This is a genomic window from Companilactobacillus tucceti DSM 20183, assembly GCF_001434665.1.
In the GTDB taxonomy this organism is placed as follows: Bacteria; Bacillota; Bacilli; order Lactobacillales; family Lactobacillaceae; genus Companilactobacillus; species Companilactobacillus tucceti.
Genome location: NZ_AZDG01000030.1, coordinates 1 through 16,815, shown reverse-complemented (window position 1 = coordinate 16,815; position 16,815 = coordinate 1). Strand labels below are relative to the sequence as shown.

The following is a 16,815-nucleotide window of genomic DNA, read 5'->3' as shown; positions in this document are numbered from 1 at the left end:
GCCGAAAACCTACATTTCTTTCTGCCGAAAACCTACATTTTTAAACTGCCCTTGACACATTAGCAATTTTATGCTTTGTATAAAAAGATTTGATAATAGATGATTGCCTTATTATGATATTCTTACTTTAAGAATAGGACTCATAAAAGGGGAACGTTTTGATGGATGATTTAAAATTATTACTGCAGCAATTACAAGCAATAGCGCAATCAGGAAAGCATTATACTAAAGATGTTTTCGATTACGAAAGATACGACCAATTAGAAGATGTAGCAAAGAAATTGACTGCCAAATTAACAGGTGCAAATCAGAAACAAATGGATATTTTCTTTGATTCTGATAATGGTTATGTAACCCCAAAAGTAGACGTTCGTGCTGTAACTTTTAATCATGAGAATAAAATATTATTGGTTCATGAGAAGATGGAAGATACATGGTCTATTCCAGGTGGATGGGCTGATATTGGTTATTCTCCAAGCCAAATTGCTATTAAAGAAACACATGAAGAAGCGAATATTCATGTAACTCCAAAAAGGTTGATTGCTGTGAGAGATATTCAAATCCATTCTTATGAAAGACGCAATTTGAATTATGTCTACAAGCATTTTATCGAATGTGTTCCTGACAATGATAAATTAAATAGTGTAGATAATTCTGAAACAAGTGACGCTGAATACTTTACTTTAGAAGAAGCGTTAAATTTAAAATTATCACTACATCGTAATCTGCCTGAAGATATTGAAATGGCTTTTAAATGTCATGCTAGCGAAGATTGGCAAACGATTTTTGATTAATTAAATTTGAAAATTTTCTCATTAAATAATTCAGTGAAAACTTTAGCTCTATTTTGGGAGTCTAAAGCTAATTCTGATTTATTTTCTTTAACTAAAGTTTTGGCAAGTAAATAATATAAGTTAGCCAGCATATAATGTGAATTATTTTTAGTAGCAAAGTCGATGCCTTGATTGATCCAATTTAAAGCATCGATATTTTTTTTAAACAAAATATTTGAATATGCTGCCAAATAAAAAATTACTATTTGATTAGCCTCAAAATTGACTATTTTGAAATCTTTAAAGGCTTTATTTAAGTATTCTAAGTATTTATTATAGTTATTTTTCTTGGCGTAAAGAGTCGCCATAGAGATGAATACCAGTCTGTCTAACGTTGTCAATGAAATTGGATTTTGATGTTCTGAAATTGCTAAGTTTAAATTGAATTCAAATTTATCTAAGTCATTGTCAGCTTGCAAATAAGAAATACTCAAATAATAATAATAGGCTTGCGTATGTTGACTTGAGTTTATTTTCTCGATGGTCTTATCATCAAGCAAAAATTGTTTAAGTTCCTTGTATTTGTGATTATTGCAAAGATTATCGACAGTTTTGTTAAATTTATTTACATCACTTATTTGGTAGTTATCATGGAGACTTAATAGATCCAGATTGATTTTAAGTTTTTTGCATAATGCAATTAATATTTCAGCATTTGGAATGTATTTCCCTTGTTCAATTGAAGAAAGCATCGGTTGTGAACAAATATTCTCACAAACCTGTTTTTGTGATAAATGTGAAGCCAATCTGTGGTCTTTTAGCGTTTCACCTAAGTTATTCATATTACTCCCTGAAAAAGTAAATTTTGATACAAGTATAGCGTAATGTTGGCGGATATAAGAACTCTTATTATCCAAAAAAATGGCTACTTGTTATATTTCCCATATAGAAAAGGAGATATGACAATGGAAGCTATTATTCAAGATTCATACAATGGAATAGACGATTTGAAAATTAAGGAAGTTGAAGAACCCAAATTAAGTCCTTTTTCTGCGTTGGTAGAAACTAAATATACTCCAGTATTACCTTATGATTGGAGAACAGAGACAGGCGAATTACAGATGATTCGACCGGTAAAATTGCCGATTGTTATTGGATATGGATTTGGTGGAATCGTCAAAAGTGTGGGCAGTTTACGGAATAATAATTTAGTCGGACAAAAAGTCATTGGTGCTTCAATATCAGGATCAAATAGTACTTTAGTTGATTCAAAAATGCCGCCTTTATTATTTAAAGTGCCTGAAGGAGTCGATTTAGCTGCAGCAACATCGATTATTGGTGGTGCCGATGCGGCACTTGGGATAATCAATAAATTGCATCTTGATACTACAGATAAAGTGCTTATAACAGGCGCTTCAGGAGGTATTGGGACTTATTTAATACAATTATTGAGATTAAGACATATAAAAGTAATTGCGATGGGTCACACTTCTAATTTAAAATTCTTGAAAAAAGTAGGAGCAGATGAAGTTATTGATTACACTGAAAATATATCTGAGCAGCTTCTATATCATAATGATATTACCCAAGTTGTTGATACGGCAGGAAATATTAAGCTTTTGGAAGCAATTTCTGAAATAAATTCTAGTAAAAATATTGTTTCTATAGCAACTAACAGATTTAGTAATTTTATTCATCCAAATATTTTTCCAAGTGACTATGAAAAATTGTTGAGAATGTTATTGAAAGGTGAATTGCACGCTTATATTCAAGATGTTTTTAGCTATAAAGATGTAAGAATGGCGCAATCTATCTCACAAAAACATCATTCACAGGGGAGAATTCTATTAAGTTATTAGAGGGTGAAATTATGACAATTTCTGCAATAGAGCAATTTTTAATATTTTTCTTTAGTTCATATTTAGTGATTCAATTTTTAAGAATACTATTAGTTATTGGTCTTATTTTATATTTAAAGAAAAGATTTAACAGTTGATTTGCGGTATTATATATTCACCAAATTACTAAAATTGATGTAAATGATCTTCAATGTTTTAATTAAATTATCTATAAAGGATATAAATTGTGTGTGATTTTCAAAGGAGCTTGGTAAAAAGATATTATGTTAAATGAAGAAAATAAAAATCAAATTGCTATTTTTAAAGCTCTAGCTGATCCAGTTAGGTTAGAAATTATTAAATATTTAAAAGAAGCTAAAGAAGAGGTTACTTGTGGAGAGGTTGGGAAAGCCACCAATATAAGTAAAACTTCTGGTTCATATCATTTCAAATTATTACAATCTGCTGGTCTTATTAACGCTAGAAAAGATGCTCGTGAAAAATATGTGAGTTTAAATAAATCAACATTTGATGAGTATATTACTAATTTTTATGAAAATATTTAATGATGTAAATTAAGCACATTTTTGTGCTTTTTTATTTTGAAAATTTTTTCTTGTTATGTTCTTTTACAAATGTTAATTTGAAATAGTTCAAAATATTTTGAACTATTCGAGACGATATTAACTTGTAAAAGGAGAATAATATTGAGGGATGATCGAACTAAATCAACTTGGATTTTAATATTGACGTCATTAGGATTTTTTATGTCTATGATGGACTCAATGATTGTAACTACAGCATCTACGGCAATAAGATTGGATTATAATATTTCAGTTAATGCTTTGCAGTGGGCATTGAATGCATACAATATTACGATTGCTTCTGTACTTTTAATTGGCGTTTCACTAGGTGAAAAGTTTGGTCGACGTAAAATTTATAATTGGGGAATATTTATATTTACGGTTGGTTCAATTCTCTGTGCAATTTCAACTAATATAACATTCCTTATATTTGCTAGAATTGTTGAAGGTATAGGAGCATCTGTAATGACTCCAATGTCGATGGCTATTTTATCTAATTCGTTGCCTATTAAAGAGCGTGGTAAGGCACTAGGAGTTTGGAGCGGAATTGGTGGATTAGCCTTAATAGTGGGTCCATCATTGGGAGGTTTAATTGTTGCTAAATTAACATGGCAATGGATTTTTTGGATAAATGTACCTATAGGTATAATTGCTATCATTTTATCAAACAGATTATTGCCAGAAAGTATTGGCAGTAGTGACAGAATCCATCTATTAGATTCTATATTAATTATTATTTCATCTGCCGGAATTATAATTGCTTTATCTGAAATTACTTCTATTCGATTAAGGTATATGGCAGTATTTATAGGGATAATCAGTTTATTGATTGGACTATGGTTTATTTATCTTCAAAAGTCGTAAGAAAAGCCAATGATTCCATTAGGATTGTTTAAATCCTTTGTATTTACAGGAGGGAATGTAGCCACATTTTTACTTTATGCGGCTATGTATGGTGTTGTTTTCTTTTTACCGCAATTCTTGCAAATAAGCGATGCTGATCCTTTAATAGCTGGCCTAAAAATTCTCCCATGGACAGGAACTTTAGTGATAGTTGCTCCATTTGCAGGAAAGGCAGTGGACGTATTTGGAGAAAAATTAATTGCTATTTGGGGTTTAATCTTGCAAGGAGTAGGTTATCTTTTAATTGCAATACTTGTTCGGGAAAATAGTTCATATTCATTGATGATTTTACCGTTAATAATTTCTGGCGTTGGTTTATCGATGGCTGGTCCTTCGTTACAAAAAGCAGTATTAGGATCGGTTGACTCAGTTGATATTGGTAAAGCATCAGGAATTTATAACGTATTTAGATTATTTGGTGGGGCTGTTGGAACCACAATTTCAGTTATTGTTTTCTATAGATTTGGTTCAATTAAAAGTGTCGATCTGTTTACCAATGGATTCAGATCAATAATGATTAGTGCTGCAACTATTTCTATTTTAGGAGTTATTTTCGTATTAAGATTTAGAGGAATTAAAGAAAAAATTTGAAAAGTTATTTAATGAAGAAACTGGTAATTAGTTGATGATTACCAGTTTTTGTTGTGTTTAAACGTGACAAGTATACAAGTAAATTTATAAAATATAATTAGATAATAAATTCATGAAAAAGGAAGTGAAAATATGAAACGGAAAATAATTATTACAGCGGCAGGACTGTCAATGGGAATTGGATTAGCAAATTCAGTCATACATTTGCCAGTATTGCCTAGTTTGGTAAAAACTAAAAAGTTACATGCAGCTAATATAGAAGATGTTAAACAGGATTTCAGTATTTTTACTAGAGCTAATAATGAGGATGTGAAAGATGGCTTAACCGCTGCTGTAGATTTTCCAACAGCAGCTAATAATTTGTTAGGTTATGCAGCTTATTTTCATATTTTCGCAAATTCTGCTCATTTAACAGCACACGTGCATGGGAATGTAGCTGTGGCTAATTTTAGTGGGACATCAAACTTTGGAACTGGTATTCATAAAAAGAGTCTTGAAAAAGATATTCATTACATTCAAGATCTAGAGAGTATTCCTAATAGTTCTTTTGTGGATAAAAATGATACTAGGGATAATAAGGTTGTATTTGGAAATGCGTTAGATCTTGATGTTTCAGGTCATAAAATGACTGTAAATGGAATAGATCTCGATCATTTAACAAAAGAAGAGATTTATCAGGACAAAGATGACAACAAATATATTGATTTTGATAATGTTTTCCAATTGTTAAACGTGCAATCGATGAATCTTGTTAAAAGAGAAAGTGACGTTAAGCAACTTAATAGAAATGACTTTCCAGATGAGAATAATCGTGTTATTAATTTGAAGAATTATACTCCAAATGCTGACAATGAAATTATTGTTAATTTAGCAGCTGATGTACTGACTCTTGACCGTAGAATAATAATCAATGGGATCGATACAGAAAAGTCGGGGACAACGGTAATTATTAATGTTGATACCGAGGGTGTTGATACATATGATATGAAGTCTCCAATTTGGATAAGATATAACAATGGAGAATATAGATATAATAAAGAGACTGATGTTTTTGATGACAATCATTTACTGTGGAATTTTTATGATAGTAAATCAAACGACACGCTTTATCGTGGAACAATTAAAATGAACGCAACTTTTCAAGGAAGTGTCTTGGCTCCAGCAGCCGATATAACTCTTAAGCACAATTTTGACGGTAATATTGTAGCTAACAATGTACATGTGAAAGGCGGAGAAACACATAGATGGGATCTACAAGATAGTTCTGAAGAAATTACTGTCTTTCCAGATGTAGATCCACCAGGGCCAACCTATCCGGAAACTCCTGATCCAACTGACCCAGATAATCCAGATGTAACTGATCCATCAGATCCAGACCCTGATGACATAGATATAGATGAAGATCTTAAGCCAGAAACAAACGGTGGTTCTGAAAACCCAGTTCCCGACTTAATACCAGGTCCAGATTTAACAACGGATGGTGATAAAGTTGATGAATCATCAGTTATAACACAAGGTACTAGTGAGGCAGAAAATCCCTTAACAAATACTAGGGTGGAAACATTAACTAAGGAAGTATCAGCCAGAAATATTGATACTGGTGTGTCTAATGTTACTAATAGTACTAATGAAACTAGTGAAGGTTTCCTACCTAAAATGGGAATTTCTAAAAGTGGAGCTCTAGGATTTTTGGGAGCATCATTAATGACGATTATTGGAACATTTGGTTATAAACGTAAGTAATAAAAGATAATTTCATGTAATAAGAGCAGTAGTCCGATTTTGGATTACTGCTCTTGTTTGTGTTGATCTATTCTTAATAAATTTTTTGTAGTTAATATTGGATTTATTATGACAATTTGTATAAAATTTGTTTAAACAAATTGGGAATAAAGATGAGAATTATTATGAATAGATTAATTAAGAAAAATTATTTCATTTTACTACTCTTTGTCATAATCAGTATTTTGTTAGTTTCCTTGATCGATTGGCATGTAGGTTATATTTTTGCTACAGGTGATTACCATTATCATCTTGATCGGATAGAAACATTGGCAAGTTCAATTAAACATTTGGATTTTTGGCCTAAGGTTGATGGTCATTTTATAGGAGGGTATGGATATGCATCCAGTCTATTTTATCCAGATGTGTTTTTATATTTACCTGCGTTGTTAAGAGTAGTGGGAATTAGCCCGGTTATTACATATATGTTCACATTGGTGCTAATAAATTTTATAACCTTATGGGTTGGATATTATGCAGGAAAAAGAATGTCTTTTTCATCACAACGAGCATTAATATTTGCGCTGATATATACACTTAATCCTTATCGACTTCAAACGTTATATAGTAGACAAGATTTAGGGGAGTTGTTAGGTATGATATTTTTCCCTCTTGTTTTGTCGGAACTAATGAATTTTAAAAATGGTTATTTCAGACAATGGTATATCCTATCTTTTGCGATGATAGGAATCGGGTTGTCGCATACCATTTCCTTATTCATGATAATTTTATTCTCAGCCATGTATGTTTTACTTAATATAAAGTACTTTTTAAGCAAGAAAAAAATTGTTGCTTTAATGAAGGCTGCAATGTTGACCATCTTTGCTACAGCAATGATTTATTTACCAATATTAGAACAGATGCATGGTCAAAAATATGCGTTGACAACGAATCCTTTAATACAGATAACAGGTCAAATTTTTTCAATACAGGATTTATTTAAAAACTCACTGTTAAATTCAGTTTTTCATGGTGATACGGTCAATATTGGAATCGTGATCCTCATAAGTTTGATTGTCTATTCTATTTATAATTTTACGAAAAGGCAGAATATCGATTTAACAGTAATTGCGTTATTTTTATTTTTTGCATGTACAAACTTATTCCCTTGGAAGTTATTAAGCCATTCCATCTTTGCAGTTATCCAATTTCCATGGCGCTTTTTCTCAATTATTTCTTTGATCGTAGCGTATTTACTAGTGAATGATGATTTACATTTGTTTGATCGAAAATATTTTACGTTTATATTTTTAACCGTGATAGCACTATTTACTATAAATTTGTCTCAACAAACTATTACGGCTTCCAAAAACAGACTAGATCCGTATTCTGATTTTAATAAAATTGATAGTTACTATATAGGTGCAGGTCATGAGTATTTACCAAGCCAAGTAAATTATTCAGAAATCAGACAACATAAGGATCGTACTTTAACTTATGATAAGTCTAATATCTCCATTCAAAATCCAACTATTAATAGGCAATATATCAGCTTTAATTTTGATTCTCATAAAGGTTTTACTAAAGTTCAGTTGCCATTGATTTACTACAAGGGTTATCAAAGTGAAGTCTATGGTGATGGGATATCCACTGTGCCTAAAATTTCACCTTTAGGCTTAACAGAAATCAGCTTAAGTGGCAGTGGAACGGTAAAAATACAGTATGATCATACATTGATTCAAAAGATAAGTTTATTTATTTCAAGTGTGACTTTTTTACTAGTTCTATTTAAGTTTATTGAGAAGAGAAGACGTTACAATATTCCTGTGACTGATGAAATTCCAGTCTTTGCTGTATCAACTGAAAATGATTATGTGTTTGTTTATCGTATAGTTGAAAATATGAATAATAATTTAAATTAAAAACGAGAGTGTGCGACAAATGGTTAGCTTTCGAGTATTAAGTCAAAGAATCCCATCAATCCGATTTTGGATTGATGGGATTCTTTATTTTAAGCGGAAAAGGCTATGCGTTGGCACACGTTTATGTTGCATATTTAAAGATAATAATAGCTTTGTCCCAAACTATGTTTTCGTCTACGAACTTTTATAGACTAAACGTGCAACAAAAGGCTGCAACCTACATATAGCTACGAACCACGAATGATTGATGGTTCCAATCACTCGTGGTCCTAGGCTATGCTCCGGTGGCAAACCACCTTTTGTTACACTCTCATGTTTTTTGTTAGTTTCATAAAATTTGGTGTATCAACTTGAACTTCTTTTATTTGGTTGGTAAAGGGAACTTGATAAGTTAATTTGTATGCGAATAACTTTAATGATCCTGTCTGTAAATTGGAATTGTACAGTGGATCATTGACTATGGGCCAGCCATTATTAGACAAATGTACCCTTAATTGGTGAGTTCTACCGGTATATAGCTTTAAATCTAGTAATGCTTGTTTAGGATTTTTTTCTAACACCTGATATTTTGTTTTGGCATTTTGACCATCTTCTCTGACCATTCTTTTTCTTTTATCTAACGAGTCTAAACCGATCGGTTGATCTATTATATCGGAATCATTGATTGGTTGATCAAGATCAACGATAGCTAAATATTCACGTTGAAGTGTTTTACTACTTAGTTGTCGATTGAAGATAGGAACAAGGTAGGGTGTTTTAGAAATTAAAACTAAACCGGATGTTTCTTGATCGATTCGATGAACCATATAAGGATGCTGATTTTTTTTACTTAAGTAGCTTTCGCAGTCATTAAATAATGTATTATTTTCACTTGCTAAGTTAGGATGGGTCTTTTGACCGGAGGGTTTATTAACTACAATTACATCGTCGTTTTCGTAAACAATATTAAGTTTGCCATTACCGGGTAAATATTTCTGTAAATCGGTTCTAGGTGGAAAATCAAAATTCATCGTAATATTGTCGTTGTTATTTACGATAGTATTAAAAGTTTTATATTCTCCGTTTATTAAAATATTTTGTTCGACACGTAAAAAGTGTTGCCATTTCTTAGGAACTAGCCATTTTTGTAGTAACTCTCTAACTGACAATTTTTCATTTTCAACTTGTTTATAAACGATGTTTTTTTGATGCATTTATTTACCTCTGGTTAAGATTTTAATTGTAATTCAAAAAGTTAGCAATTATATGATAAAATTTGTTGTTACAGAGGTATGTAAGATGAATAAGAATAATAGGTTCTGGGAATGGTTAAAACCAAAATTAGCTATTGTCTGGGCCTTCATAAGAAAATATTGGAAGAGATTCCAAATTACTCGTTGGTTAATTTTACTTTTTCTAACGTTAATTTTAGTGCTTAGTTCTTTTTGGACATTTAAAGCTAAAACTGCTGATGTAGAGAATTTACAATCTTCTCTACAAACAAAGACAACTGTCGTTGATAAAGATGGGGATGATGCAGGGGAACTTTACGCAAGTAAGGGAACTTATGTAAGTTTAAAGAAGATATCTCCATATATCCAAAATGCGGTTATCTCAACTGAAGATAGAACATTTTGGACTAACCCAGGATTTAGTATTAAAGGTTATGCTAGAGCTGCATTGGGATATTTGATCCATCACGGAATTACTGGTGGTGGTAGTACATTAACGCAGCAATTAGCTAAAAATGCTTTATTAACACAAAAGAAAACTCTATCTCGTAAGGGTGAAGAGTTGTTCTTATCTATTGAGATCAATCGTGTTTATTCAAAGAAAAATATTTTGGCCATGTATTTGAACAATACTTACTTTGGTAATGGTGTCTGGGGTGTTCAAGATGCTTCGGAAAAATATTTTGGGAAAGATGCAAGTGATTTAAATCCAGGTGAGGCAGCTGTTTTAGCAGCAATTCTAAAGGGTTCAAATATGTATAATCCTATTGATAGTCCTAATAATTCTAAAGCAAGACGTAATTTGGTCTTAGATTTAATGGTTCAGAATAAAAAACTTTCAGAGTCACAGGCTAAATACTATCAAAGTCAGCCAATTACTTTGAATGATAATTATAATGACGATAATTCCTATAAGTATCCTTATTTCTTTGATGCTGTAATTGCAGAAGCTGTGAATAAATATGGTCTAAAAGAAGACGATGTTTTAAATAAGGGATATAAGATATACACAACGCTTGATCAAAGTATGCAAAAGACTATGGAAAATTCTTTTGATAACAGTAATCTTTTCCCAGCTAATGCAACTGATGGTACTTCAGTACAAGGAGCTTCAATAGCTGTCGATCCTAAAAATGGTGGAGTTCTAGCGGTTGTTGGTGGACGTGGTGATCATACATTTAGAGGGTTCAATCGAGCTACTCAGATGAAACGTCAGCCTGGTTCAACTATCAAACCGTTAGCGGTTTATACCCCAGCTTTAGAGAATGGGTACAGTTATGATTCAGAATTACCTGATCAAGTAACTAGTTTTGGGAAAAATAAATATACGCCAACTAATGCCGATGGATTATATCAAGATAAAATTCCAATGTATCAAGCTTTAGCACAAAGTGAAAATGTTCCAGCTGTTGCTTTGTTAGATAAAATTGGAGTCAAAAAAGGTGTAAATTCTGTCGAAAACTTTGGGATCAAAGTACATAAAAATGACCAAAACTTGGCTTTAGCATTAGGTGGACTTGAAACTGGAGTTTCACCAATGCAAATGGCTAGAGCTTATACAGCTTTCGCTAATGAAGGTAAATTATCAGAGACGCATTTTATTACTAAAATTGTTGATTCTACAGGAACCGTCATAGTTAATAATACCGACACATCTAATAAGCAGATCATTAGTAAAGATACCGCTAAAGAAATGACAAGTATGATGCTTGGAGTTTACAACGAAGGTACTGGTAAGACCGCTAAACCATCTGGATATAAGATTGCTGGTAAAACCGGTAGTACTGAAGTTCCAAATTCATATGGTTATCCGGGTACTAAAGATCAATGGATGATAGGTTACACACCTGATGTTGTTGTTGCTAGTTGGATCGGATTTGATAATACCGATAAGGATCATTTCTTATATGGTGTCAGTGAAACAGGAGTATCGTCATTATTTAAGAATGAAATGAGTAATATTTTACCAAATACGAATAATACTTCCTTTAATGTTAAAGATGCATCTGATATTGCTAACGAAAATACTGGAAATAGTGATAATAGTTCTTCAAATTCTATCCAAGATGGCATAAATACCATTAAAGATAAGGCCACGGAATGGTATAATGATGTTAAAAGTTTTTTTGGTCAGTAGGAGGACAACATGATTAATATTTATGATAGTGCCAATCAATTAGAAGAAGATTTAAGAAAGACACCAGAGGTTGCCGACTTAAAACTTGCTTTTGAAGCCGTAAAAGCTAATGATTTAGCTTTTAAGCTATTCGATAAAGTTCAAAACAAACAATTTGAACTACAACAAAAGCAAATGGCAGGTCAAGAAATAACTGATGAAGATGTTGAAGCAATGCGTCAATTAACTGACCAACTTCAAAACTACACAGAAATTCAAAACTTGATGGAAAAAGAACAAAAGATGAATTCAATGATGGAAGAATTGAATAAAATCATTTCAAAACCAATTGCTGAAATTTATCAAGGTGATAAATAGTTATACTTATCAAAAAAAGAGTGTGGCAAAAGGCGGTTTGCCACCGGAACATAGTCTAGAACCACAAATGATTGGTACTATCAATCATTTGTGGTTCGTAACTATGTGGAGGTTGCAGCCTTTAGTTACACGTTTAGGCTATAAAAAGTTCGGAAATGTAAAAGGGGTTGTGACATATGTCACAGCCCCTTTTGTACTTTAAAGGAGTTTTATATGAAATTTATACATGCGGCTGATCTCCATTTAGATACGCCATTTTCTAGTATTAGTAATTTTTCTACTCAATTGCAAAATAAATTGAAACTATCGACCTATACTGCCGCCAAAAAAGTCTTTCAAACTGCGATTGATCAACAAGTTGACTTTGTTATTTTAGCTGGTGATACTTTTGATAATACTGATCGTTCACTTGAGGCTCAATCATTTTTACGCGATGAATTTGAAAAACTGAATAAATATGGAATTAATGTTTATTTGGTTTATGGAAATCATGATTATTTTAGAAATAATTTTTCCGTTATAAAATTTCCTGACAATGTAACTGTTTTTGGAAAGGATGTTACTACCGAAGAAGTTAAAGTTGACGGTTTAAAAGTAGGCATTACTGGATTTAGTTATTATCAACAACATGTAAATCATAATGTTGTTTCGACATATCCTAGTCACGAAAATTTTGATTATCAAATCGGTATTTTGCATGCTGGAGTTATGGATAGTAACTACGCTCCATTTAAAGTTTCTGATTTGTTATCAAAAGGATATGATTATTGGGCTTTAGGACACATTCATAAGAGAGAAGTCCTACATGAATTTCCTTATATTATTTATCCAGGTGATACCCAAGGTCGTAATCTAAATGAAACTGGTATTAAAGGATTTTATTTGTTAGAAGTTCAAAATGGTTTAACCACGACAAAGTTTGTTCCTAGTTCTGTTTATATTTGGAAAAGTAAAACTATTAATGCCAAAGTATCGGATACGATTGATAGCTTGATAGTTCAAATAAATGACTTATTGAAATTAGATGACGTTTTGGTTACCTTAACGATTGATAATTCCCAAAATTTGAATGGTGATGTTATTAAGGCGATTGATCGAGGGGAACTTTTACAGCAGTTCAAAAATAATAATTCAGTCTTATATAAAATTAATTTAAAATATAATCGGAAAAATAGTCAGTCTGAAGTTGATCAAAAATATTGGGATGAAACTCAGTCCAAAGTTTTTGATTTAGATAATATTAAAGATTTAGATAGTAGATTATATAATAATGAAATTATAAGAGAACACATTAATCAGCCTGATTTTCTTTTACATATTCAGGATCTTGTAAAAAATACTATCAATAGGAAATACAACGGAGAATAAGTGTGAAATTAACAAAGATAAAAATATATGGATTTGGTAAATGGATCGATCAAGAATTTGATATATCTACCGATTATCAAGTTATCTTTGGTCAAAATGAAGCTGGCAAAACAACTTTATTGACGTTTATTAAAAGTATTCTGTTTGGTTTTGCAACCAATCGTGGTGAAAATAAATATCAGCAGTATAAGCCTAAGCATGCCAGTAGATATGGTGGTGAATTAGAATTTGTTGATGATAAATACACTTGGACGGTTATTCGAGTTGGTGGCAAATCTGGTGGAGATTTAACTCTATTTAGGGATGATCAACAAGTGCCAGAATCTTTGATAACACAAATTACGGGTGGTTTTAGTAAAGAAGAATATGAAAATACGCATGTATTAAATGATGAGAGTATTTTTTCTATATATAAAATGACCGAAGAACAACTTGAAACTGAAATTATGTCCGTTGGTGCGGTCGGTAGTAAAGCTTGGTTGGCAACAGCAGATGAATTGGAATCAGATAGTGAGAAATTATATAAAAGCCGTGGTAAGAAACAACCATTAGTACAGGCCTTGGAACAAAATCAAAAGCTTTTGCAAAAAAAGGCAAGCTTTGAAAATCAACAATCCGCATATGATACTGTTAATAAAAAAATAAAGTCCATTGATGAACTTTCAATAAATAATCGTAATGATTATCAAAAAGCTATAAAAGAGCAAAACGACTTGTTAAATCTGTCAAAAAAATGGGCTAAATTTCAAGAATATCAACAACTTATTAAAAGTGATACGAGTTTACCTAATCCAATTTCAACAGATGACTGGGAAAAAACTTTAAGGCTTAATCAAGAATTACAAACCTTGAATAGCAGTCAACAATCAATGGGTAGTTTAACTGCTAAAGAACAGTCTCATTTAGATTTTTACAGGACAAACAAAGTAGAGATAGATGAGATAAAAAGCCATAGAAACGAAATTCAACAAATTCAATTTGAAGTCAATAATTTAAATCAGTCTTTAAACAACAATGACAATCGAATTGATCAACTGTTTACTAATGATCCTCAGCTAGACGAAAATATGAAGGTTTTGACTGTAGAAGAATTAAACAGTTTGTCTAGGCCAACAAATAAAACTTTGAATACACCCTTATTAGCTGTATCGGCAGCGGCTTTATTATTGGCATTTTTTATGTCTGGAATACTTCGTGTTGCTGCAGGAATTATTTTTGTGATTAGTGTTGTTTCAGCAATTTATCAACAGAGATCTATTTCAGAAACAGATATTTCTAGAGATTTTTTAAACGAGAAAGGTTATTCAAAAGTATCATTAGAAACTGTTAAAAATATCCAACCACGCTTGATTCATTTAAAACAATTACAATCAGAGCAAAAATCTTTAGAGATTTTTTTAAAAAAACAAGAAACACAATTACATTTTTGGAATGCTAAACTACAAAGACTAAATTTAATTGATAGTTCTGATGATTTGATCAGTAGTATTGATAGGTATTTTAACGAGCTAAGTGTGATAAAAGCTAAAGCTGAAGTTATCAACTCTACTCAAATAGAATCAGGTGTTTCAAAAACTGAACGTATGAGTGATTTACAACAGCAGTTAAACAGTGTTTTGGATAAATACCAAGTTTCAACTATGGATAAATTATCTGCATTAAGGACAATGCAACAAGATAAACGTAATTTAATAAATCAGATAAAATCCGATAAAGAATATTTAGGTGATGACTATAATAAACTATTGGAATTTCACACATTTGAGGAATTATCTGATAGATTGACTATGCTTAATAAACAAGTTAAAGATTTGATGCAGTCTAATGATCAAATGAATCGTCAAATGGGTACTTTGAAAGAAAAAAGAGACCAAATTTTTGATGATAGAGAATATCGACAAGTGTCTGAAGAGTTAACTCAAAATAAAGCCGACTTGATCGAATTATATGACGACTGGTTAGCTAATAAATTGGCTAGTAACTGGATTCATGAAATGTTAAATTTAGCGAGTGAAAATAGATACCCTAAAATGTTAAATACTGCTAAACGTTATTTTAATTTGTTAACATCTGGAAATTATATAAATATTGAGTTAAAAGATAATAAACTTAAGTTGACCAACTTGGATAAAACTAAATTTGACGTTCATGAACTATCTAAAGCAACAACGGTTCAGCTTTATCTTTCATTACGATTAGCTTTTATCAAAGAAATTTCTGATTTAGTTAACTTACCGATTTTAATTGATGATGCTTTTGTTGACTTTGATAGTGATAGAACGGAAAATATAATGGAATTAGTAAAAGATATATCAAAAACAAATCAAATAATTTATGTTACAGCTAGACTTACATCTGACGTTGATAATAAACATATTTTGAGATTAGAGGAGGATATTCATGCCTAAAATTATTGATTATAAAAATGGTGATCAAATGAGCTTGGAAGCAGTAATAAAGAAATCTGATTATCGTTTGGCAAAAAATGGTAAAAACTTCTTATCATTAGTATTTGAAGACAAGTCAGGTCAAATACCGGGTAAGTTTTGGGATGCCAGTGAAGATGATGCTAGAAGATTTAAAGTAGGTACAGTTGTTCAATTAGACGGTAAAAGAGATATTTACCAAGGGAAACCACAAGTTATTATTAATCATTTAGGACCTTTGGATTCTAATACGGTTGATATGTCACAATTTATTCAAACAGCACCTATTAAACGATTAGATATGGAAAACGAGTTTGAAGATATTTTTCTTGAGATTACTAACGGAGCTTGGAATAGGGTAGTTAGATATTTATTTAAGAAGTATCACGACCAATTCTTTACCAGTGCTGCTGCAAAAGTAAATCATCATGATTTTCAGGGTGGATTAGCATATCATACTTTGAGTATGGTGCATTTGGCAGAAAAGATTGCTGATCAATATCCACAAATTGATAAGGCATTATTGATTGCCGGGGCATGTTTGCATGACTTAGGTAAGACTATAGAGTTGTCTGGTACATTGGATGTTGAATATACATTTGAAGGTAATATGTTAGGACACATCACTATCATTGACGAAGAGATAGTTAAAGCTGCCCAAGAATTAAAGATAGATTTGGATTCTGAAGATATGGTTATGTTACGTCATATGGTTCTATCACATCATGGCTTTTTGGAATATGGTTCACCAGAGCGTCCTAAGCTATTAGAGGCCGAAGTATTACATGATATCGATGTTCTTGATGCATCGATCAATATGATCAGTAAGGCGCTTGATAAAACTGAAAAAGGTAAGTTTTCTGAACGTATCTTTGGAATGGATAATCGAGCATTTTATAAACATTAGAGCAAACAAAAAGGATTCGTGCACTAGTCCCTGTCAAGTTGACAGATGAAATATTATAAAGTTGAATCTGTCTCTA

The 16,815-nt window shown here is 31.6% G+C and carries 12 protein-coding genes and 1 pseudogene; 11 read left to right on the top strand and 2 right to left on the bottom strand.

Annotated features, from left to right (window positions below; genetic code table 11):
* Positions 1 to 161 precede the first annotated feature (161 nt).
* The gene (locus FC72_RS10230; RefSeq protein ID WP_057767428.1) at positions 162 to 794 is read left to right on the top strand and encodes an NUDIX hydrolase N-terminal domain-containing protein; all 633 of its coding nucleotides are present in this window, start codon (positions 162 to 164) and stop codon (positions 792 to 794) included.
* Here FC72_RS10230 and FC72_RS10225 read toward each other — a convergent pair.
* Complete coding sequence (locus tag FC72_RS10225; RefSeq protein ID WP_057767426.1) at positions 791 to 1,615, bottom strand: helix-turn-helix domain-containing protein; 825 nt, start codon at positions 1,613 to 1,615, stop codon at positions 791 to 793. The genes FC72_RS10230 and FC72_RS10225 overlap by 4 nt on opposite strands.
* 123 nt (positions 1,616 to 1,738) lie before the next feature.
* On the opposite strand from FC72_RS10225, the gene FC72_RS10220 reads away from it, so the two are divergent.
* The 5 genes and pseudogenes from FC72_RS10220 to FC72_RS10200 all read left to right on the top strand — a co-directional run bounded on the left by FC72_RS10220 (position 1,739) and on the right by FC72_RS10200 (position 8,333).
* Positions 1,739 to 2,632 carry an NADP-dependent oxidoreductase gene (locus tag FC72_RS10220; protein ID WP_083480818.1) on the top strand — a complete coding sequence of 298 codons (894 nt, stop codon included), beginning with the start codon at positions 1,739 to 1,741 and terminating at the stop codon, positions 2,630 to 2,632.
* Between the two features lie 263 nt (positions 2,633 to 2,895).
* The gene (locus FC72_RS10215) at positions 2,896 to 3,177 is read left to right on the top strand and encodes an ArsR/SmtB family transcription factor (protein WP_057767422.1); all 282 of its coding nucleotides are present in this window, start codon (positions 2,896 to 2,898) and stop codon (positions 3,175 to 3,177) included.
* A gap of 141 nt (positions 3,178 to 3,318) precedes the next feature.
* Positions 3,319 to 4,689: pseudogene (locus FC72_RS10210) on the top strand (MFS transporter).
* A gap of 132 nt (positions 4,690 to 4,821) precedes the next feature.
* Entirely contained in the window at positions 4,822 to 6,432 is a 1,611-nt protein-coding gene (locus FC72_RS10205) for a collagen-binding domain-containing protein (protein ID WP_057767419.1), read from the top strand.
* A gap of 164 nt (positions 6,433 to 6,596) precedes the next feature.
* Positions 6,597 to 8,333 (top strand): hypothetical protein, encoded by a 1,737-nt coding sequence (locus FC72_RS10200; RefSeq protein ID WP_057767418.1) that lies wholly within the window; start codon positions 6,597 to 6,599, stop codon positions 8,331 to 8,333.
* Positions 8,334 to 8,635: 302 nt separating this feature from the next.
* Here the strand turns inward: FC72_RS10200 and FC72_RS10195 are convergent, their stop codons facing one another.
* On the bottom strand, positions 8,636 to 9,526 hold the full coding sequence (locus FC72_RS10195; protein ID WP_057767416.1) for an RluA family pseudouridine synthase: 891 nt from the start codon (positions 9,524 to 9,526) through the stop codon (positions 8,636 to 8,638).
* A gap of 85 nt (positions 9,527 to 9,611) precedes the next feature.
* Here FC72_RS10195 and FC72_RS10190 point away from each other — a divergent pair, with 85 nt between their 5' ends.
* The 5 genes from FC72_RS10190 to FC72_RS10165 all read left to right on the top strand — a co-directional run bounded on the left by FC72_RS10190 (position 9,612) and on the right by FC72_RS10165 (position 16,739).
* On the top strand, positions 9,612 to 11,681 hold the full coding sequence (locus tag FC72_RS10190; protein ID WP_057767415.1) for a PBP1A family penicillin-binding protein: 2,070 nt from the start codon (positions 9,612 to 9,614) through the stop codon (positions 11,679 to 11,681).
* 9 nt (positions 11,682 to 11,690) lie between these two features.
* A complete protein-coding gene (locus tag FC72_RS10185; RefSeq protein ID WP_057767413.1) occupies positions 11,691 to 12,038 on the top strand; it encodes a YlbF family regulator in 348 nt (115 codons plus the stop codon).
* Positions 12,039 to 12,251: 213 nt separating this feature from the next.
* Positions 12,252 to 13,406: a metallophosphoesterase family protein gene (locus tag FC72_RS10175; protein ID WP_057767409.1), complete on the top strand. Its 1,155-nt coding sequence runs from the start codon at positions 12,252 to 12,254 to the stop codon at positions 13,404 to 13,406.
* A 2-nt stretch (positions 13,407 to 13,408) separates the two neighbouring features.
* A complete protein-coding gene (locus FC72_RS10170; RefSeq protein ID WP_057767406.1) occupies positions 13,409 to 15,814 on the top strand; it encodes an ATP-binding protein in 2,406 nt (801 codons plus the stop codon).
* The gene (locus tag FC72_RS10165; protein WP_057767404.1) at positions 15,807 to 16,739 is read left to right on the top strand and encodes a 3'-5' exoribonuclease YhaM family protein; all 933 of its coding nucleotides are present in this window, start codon (positions 15,807 to 15,809) and stop codon (positions 16,737 to 16,739) included. Before FC72_RS10170 ends, FC72_RS10165 begins: the two co-directional genes overlap by 8 nt.
* The last annotated feature ends 76 nt before the right edge of the window (positions 16,740 to 16,815 follow it).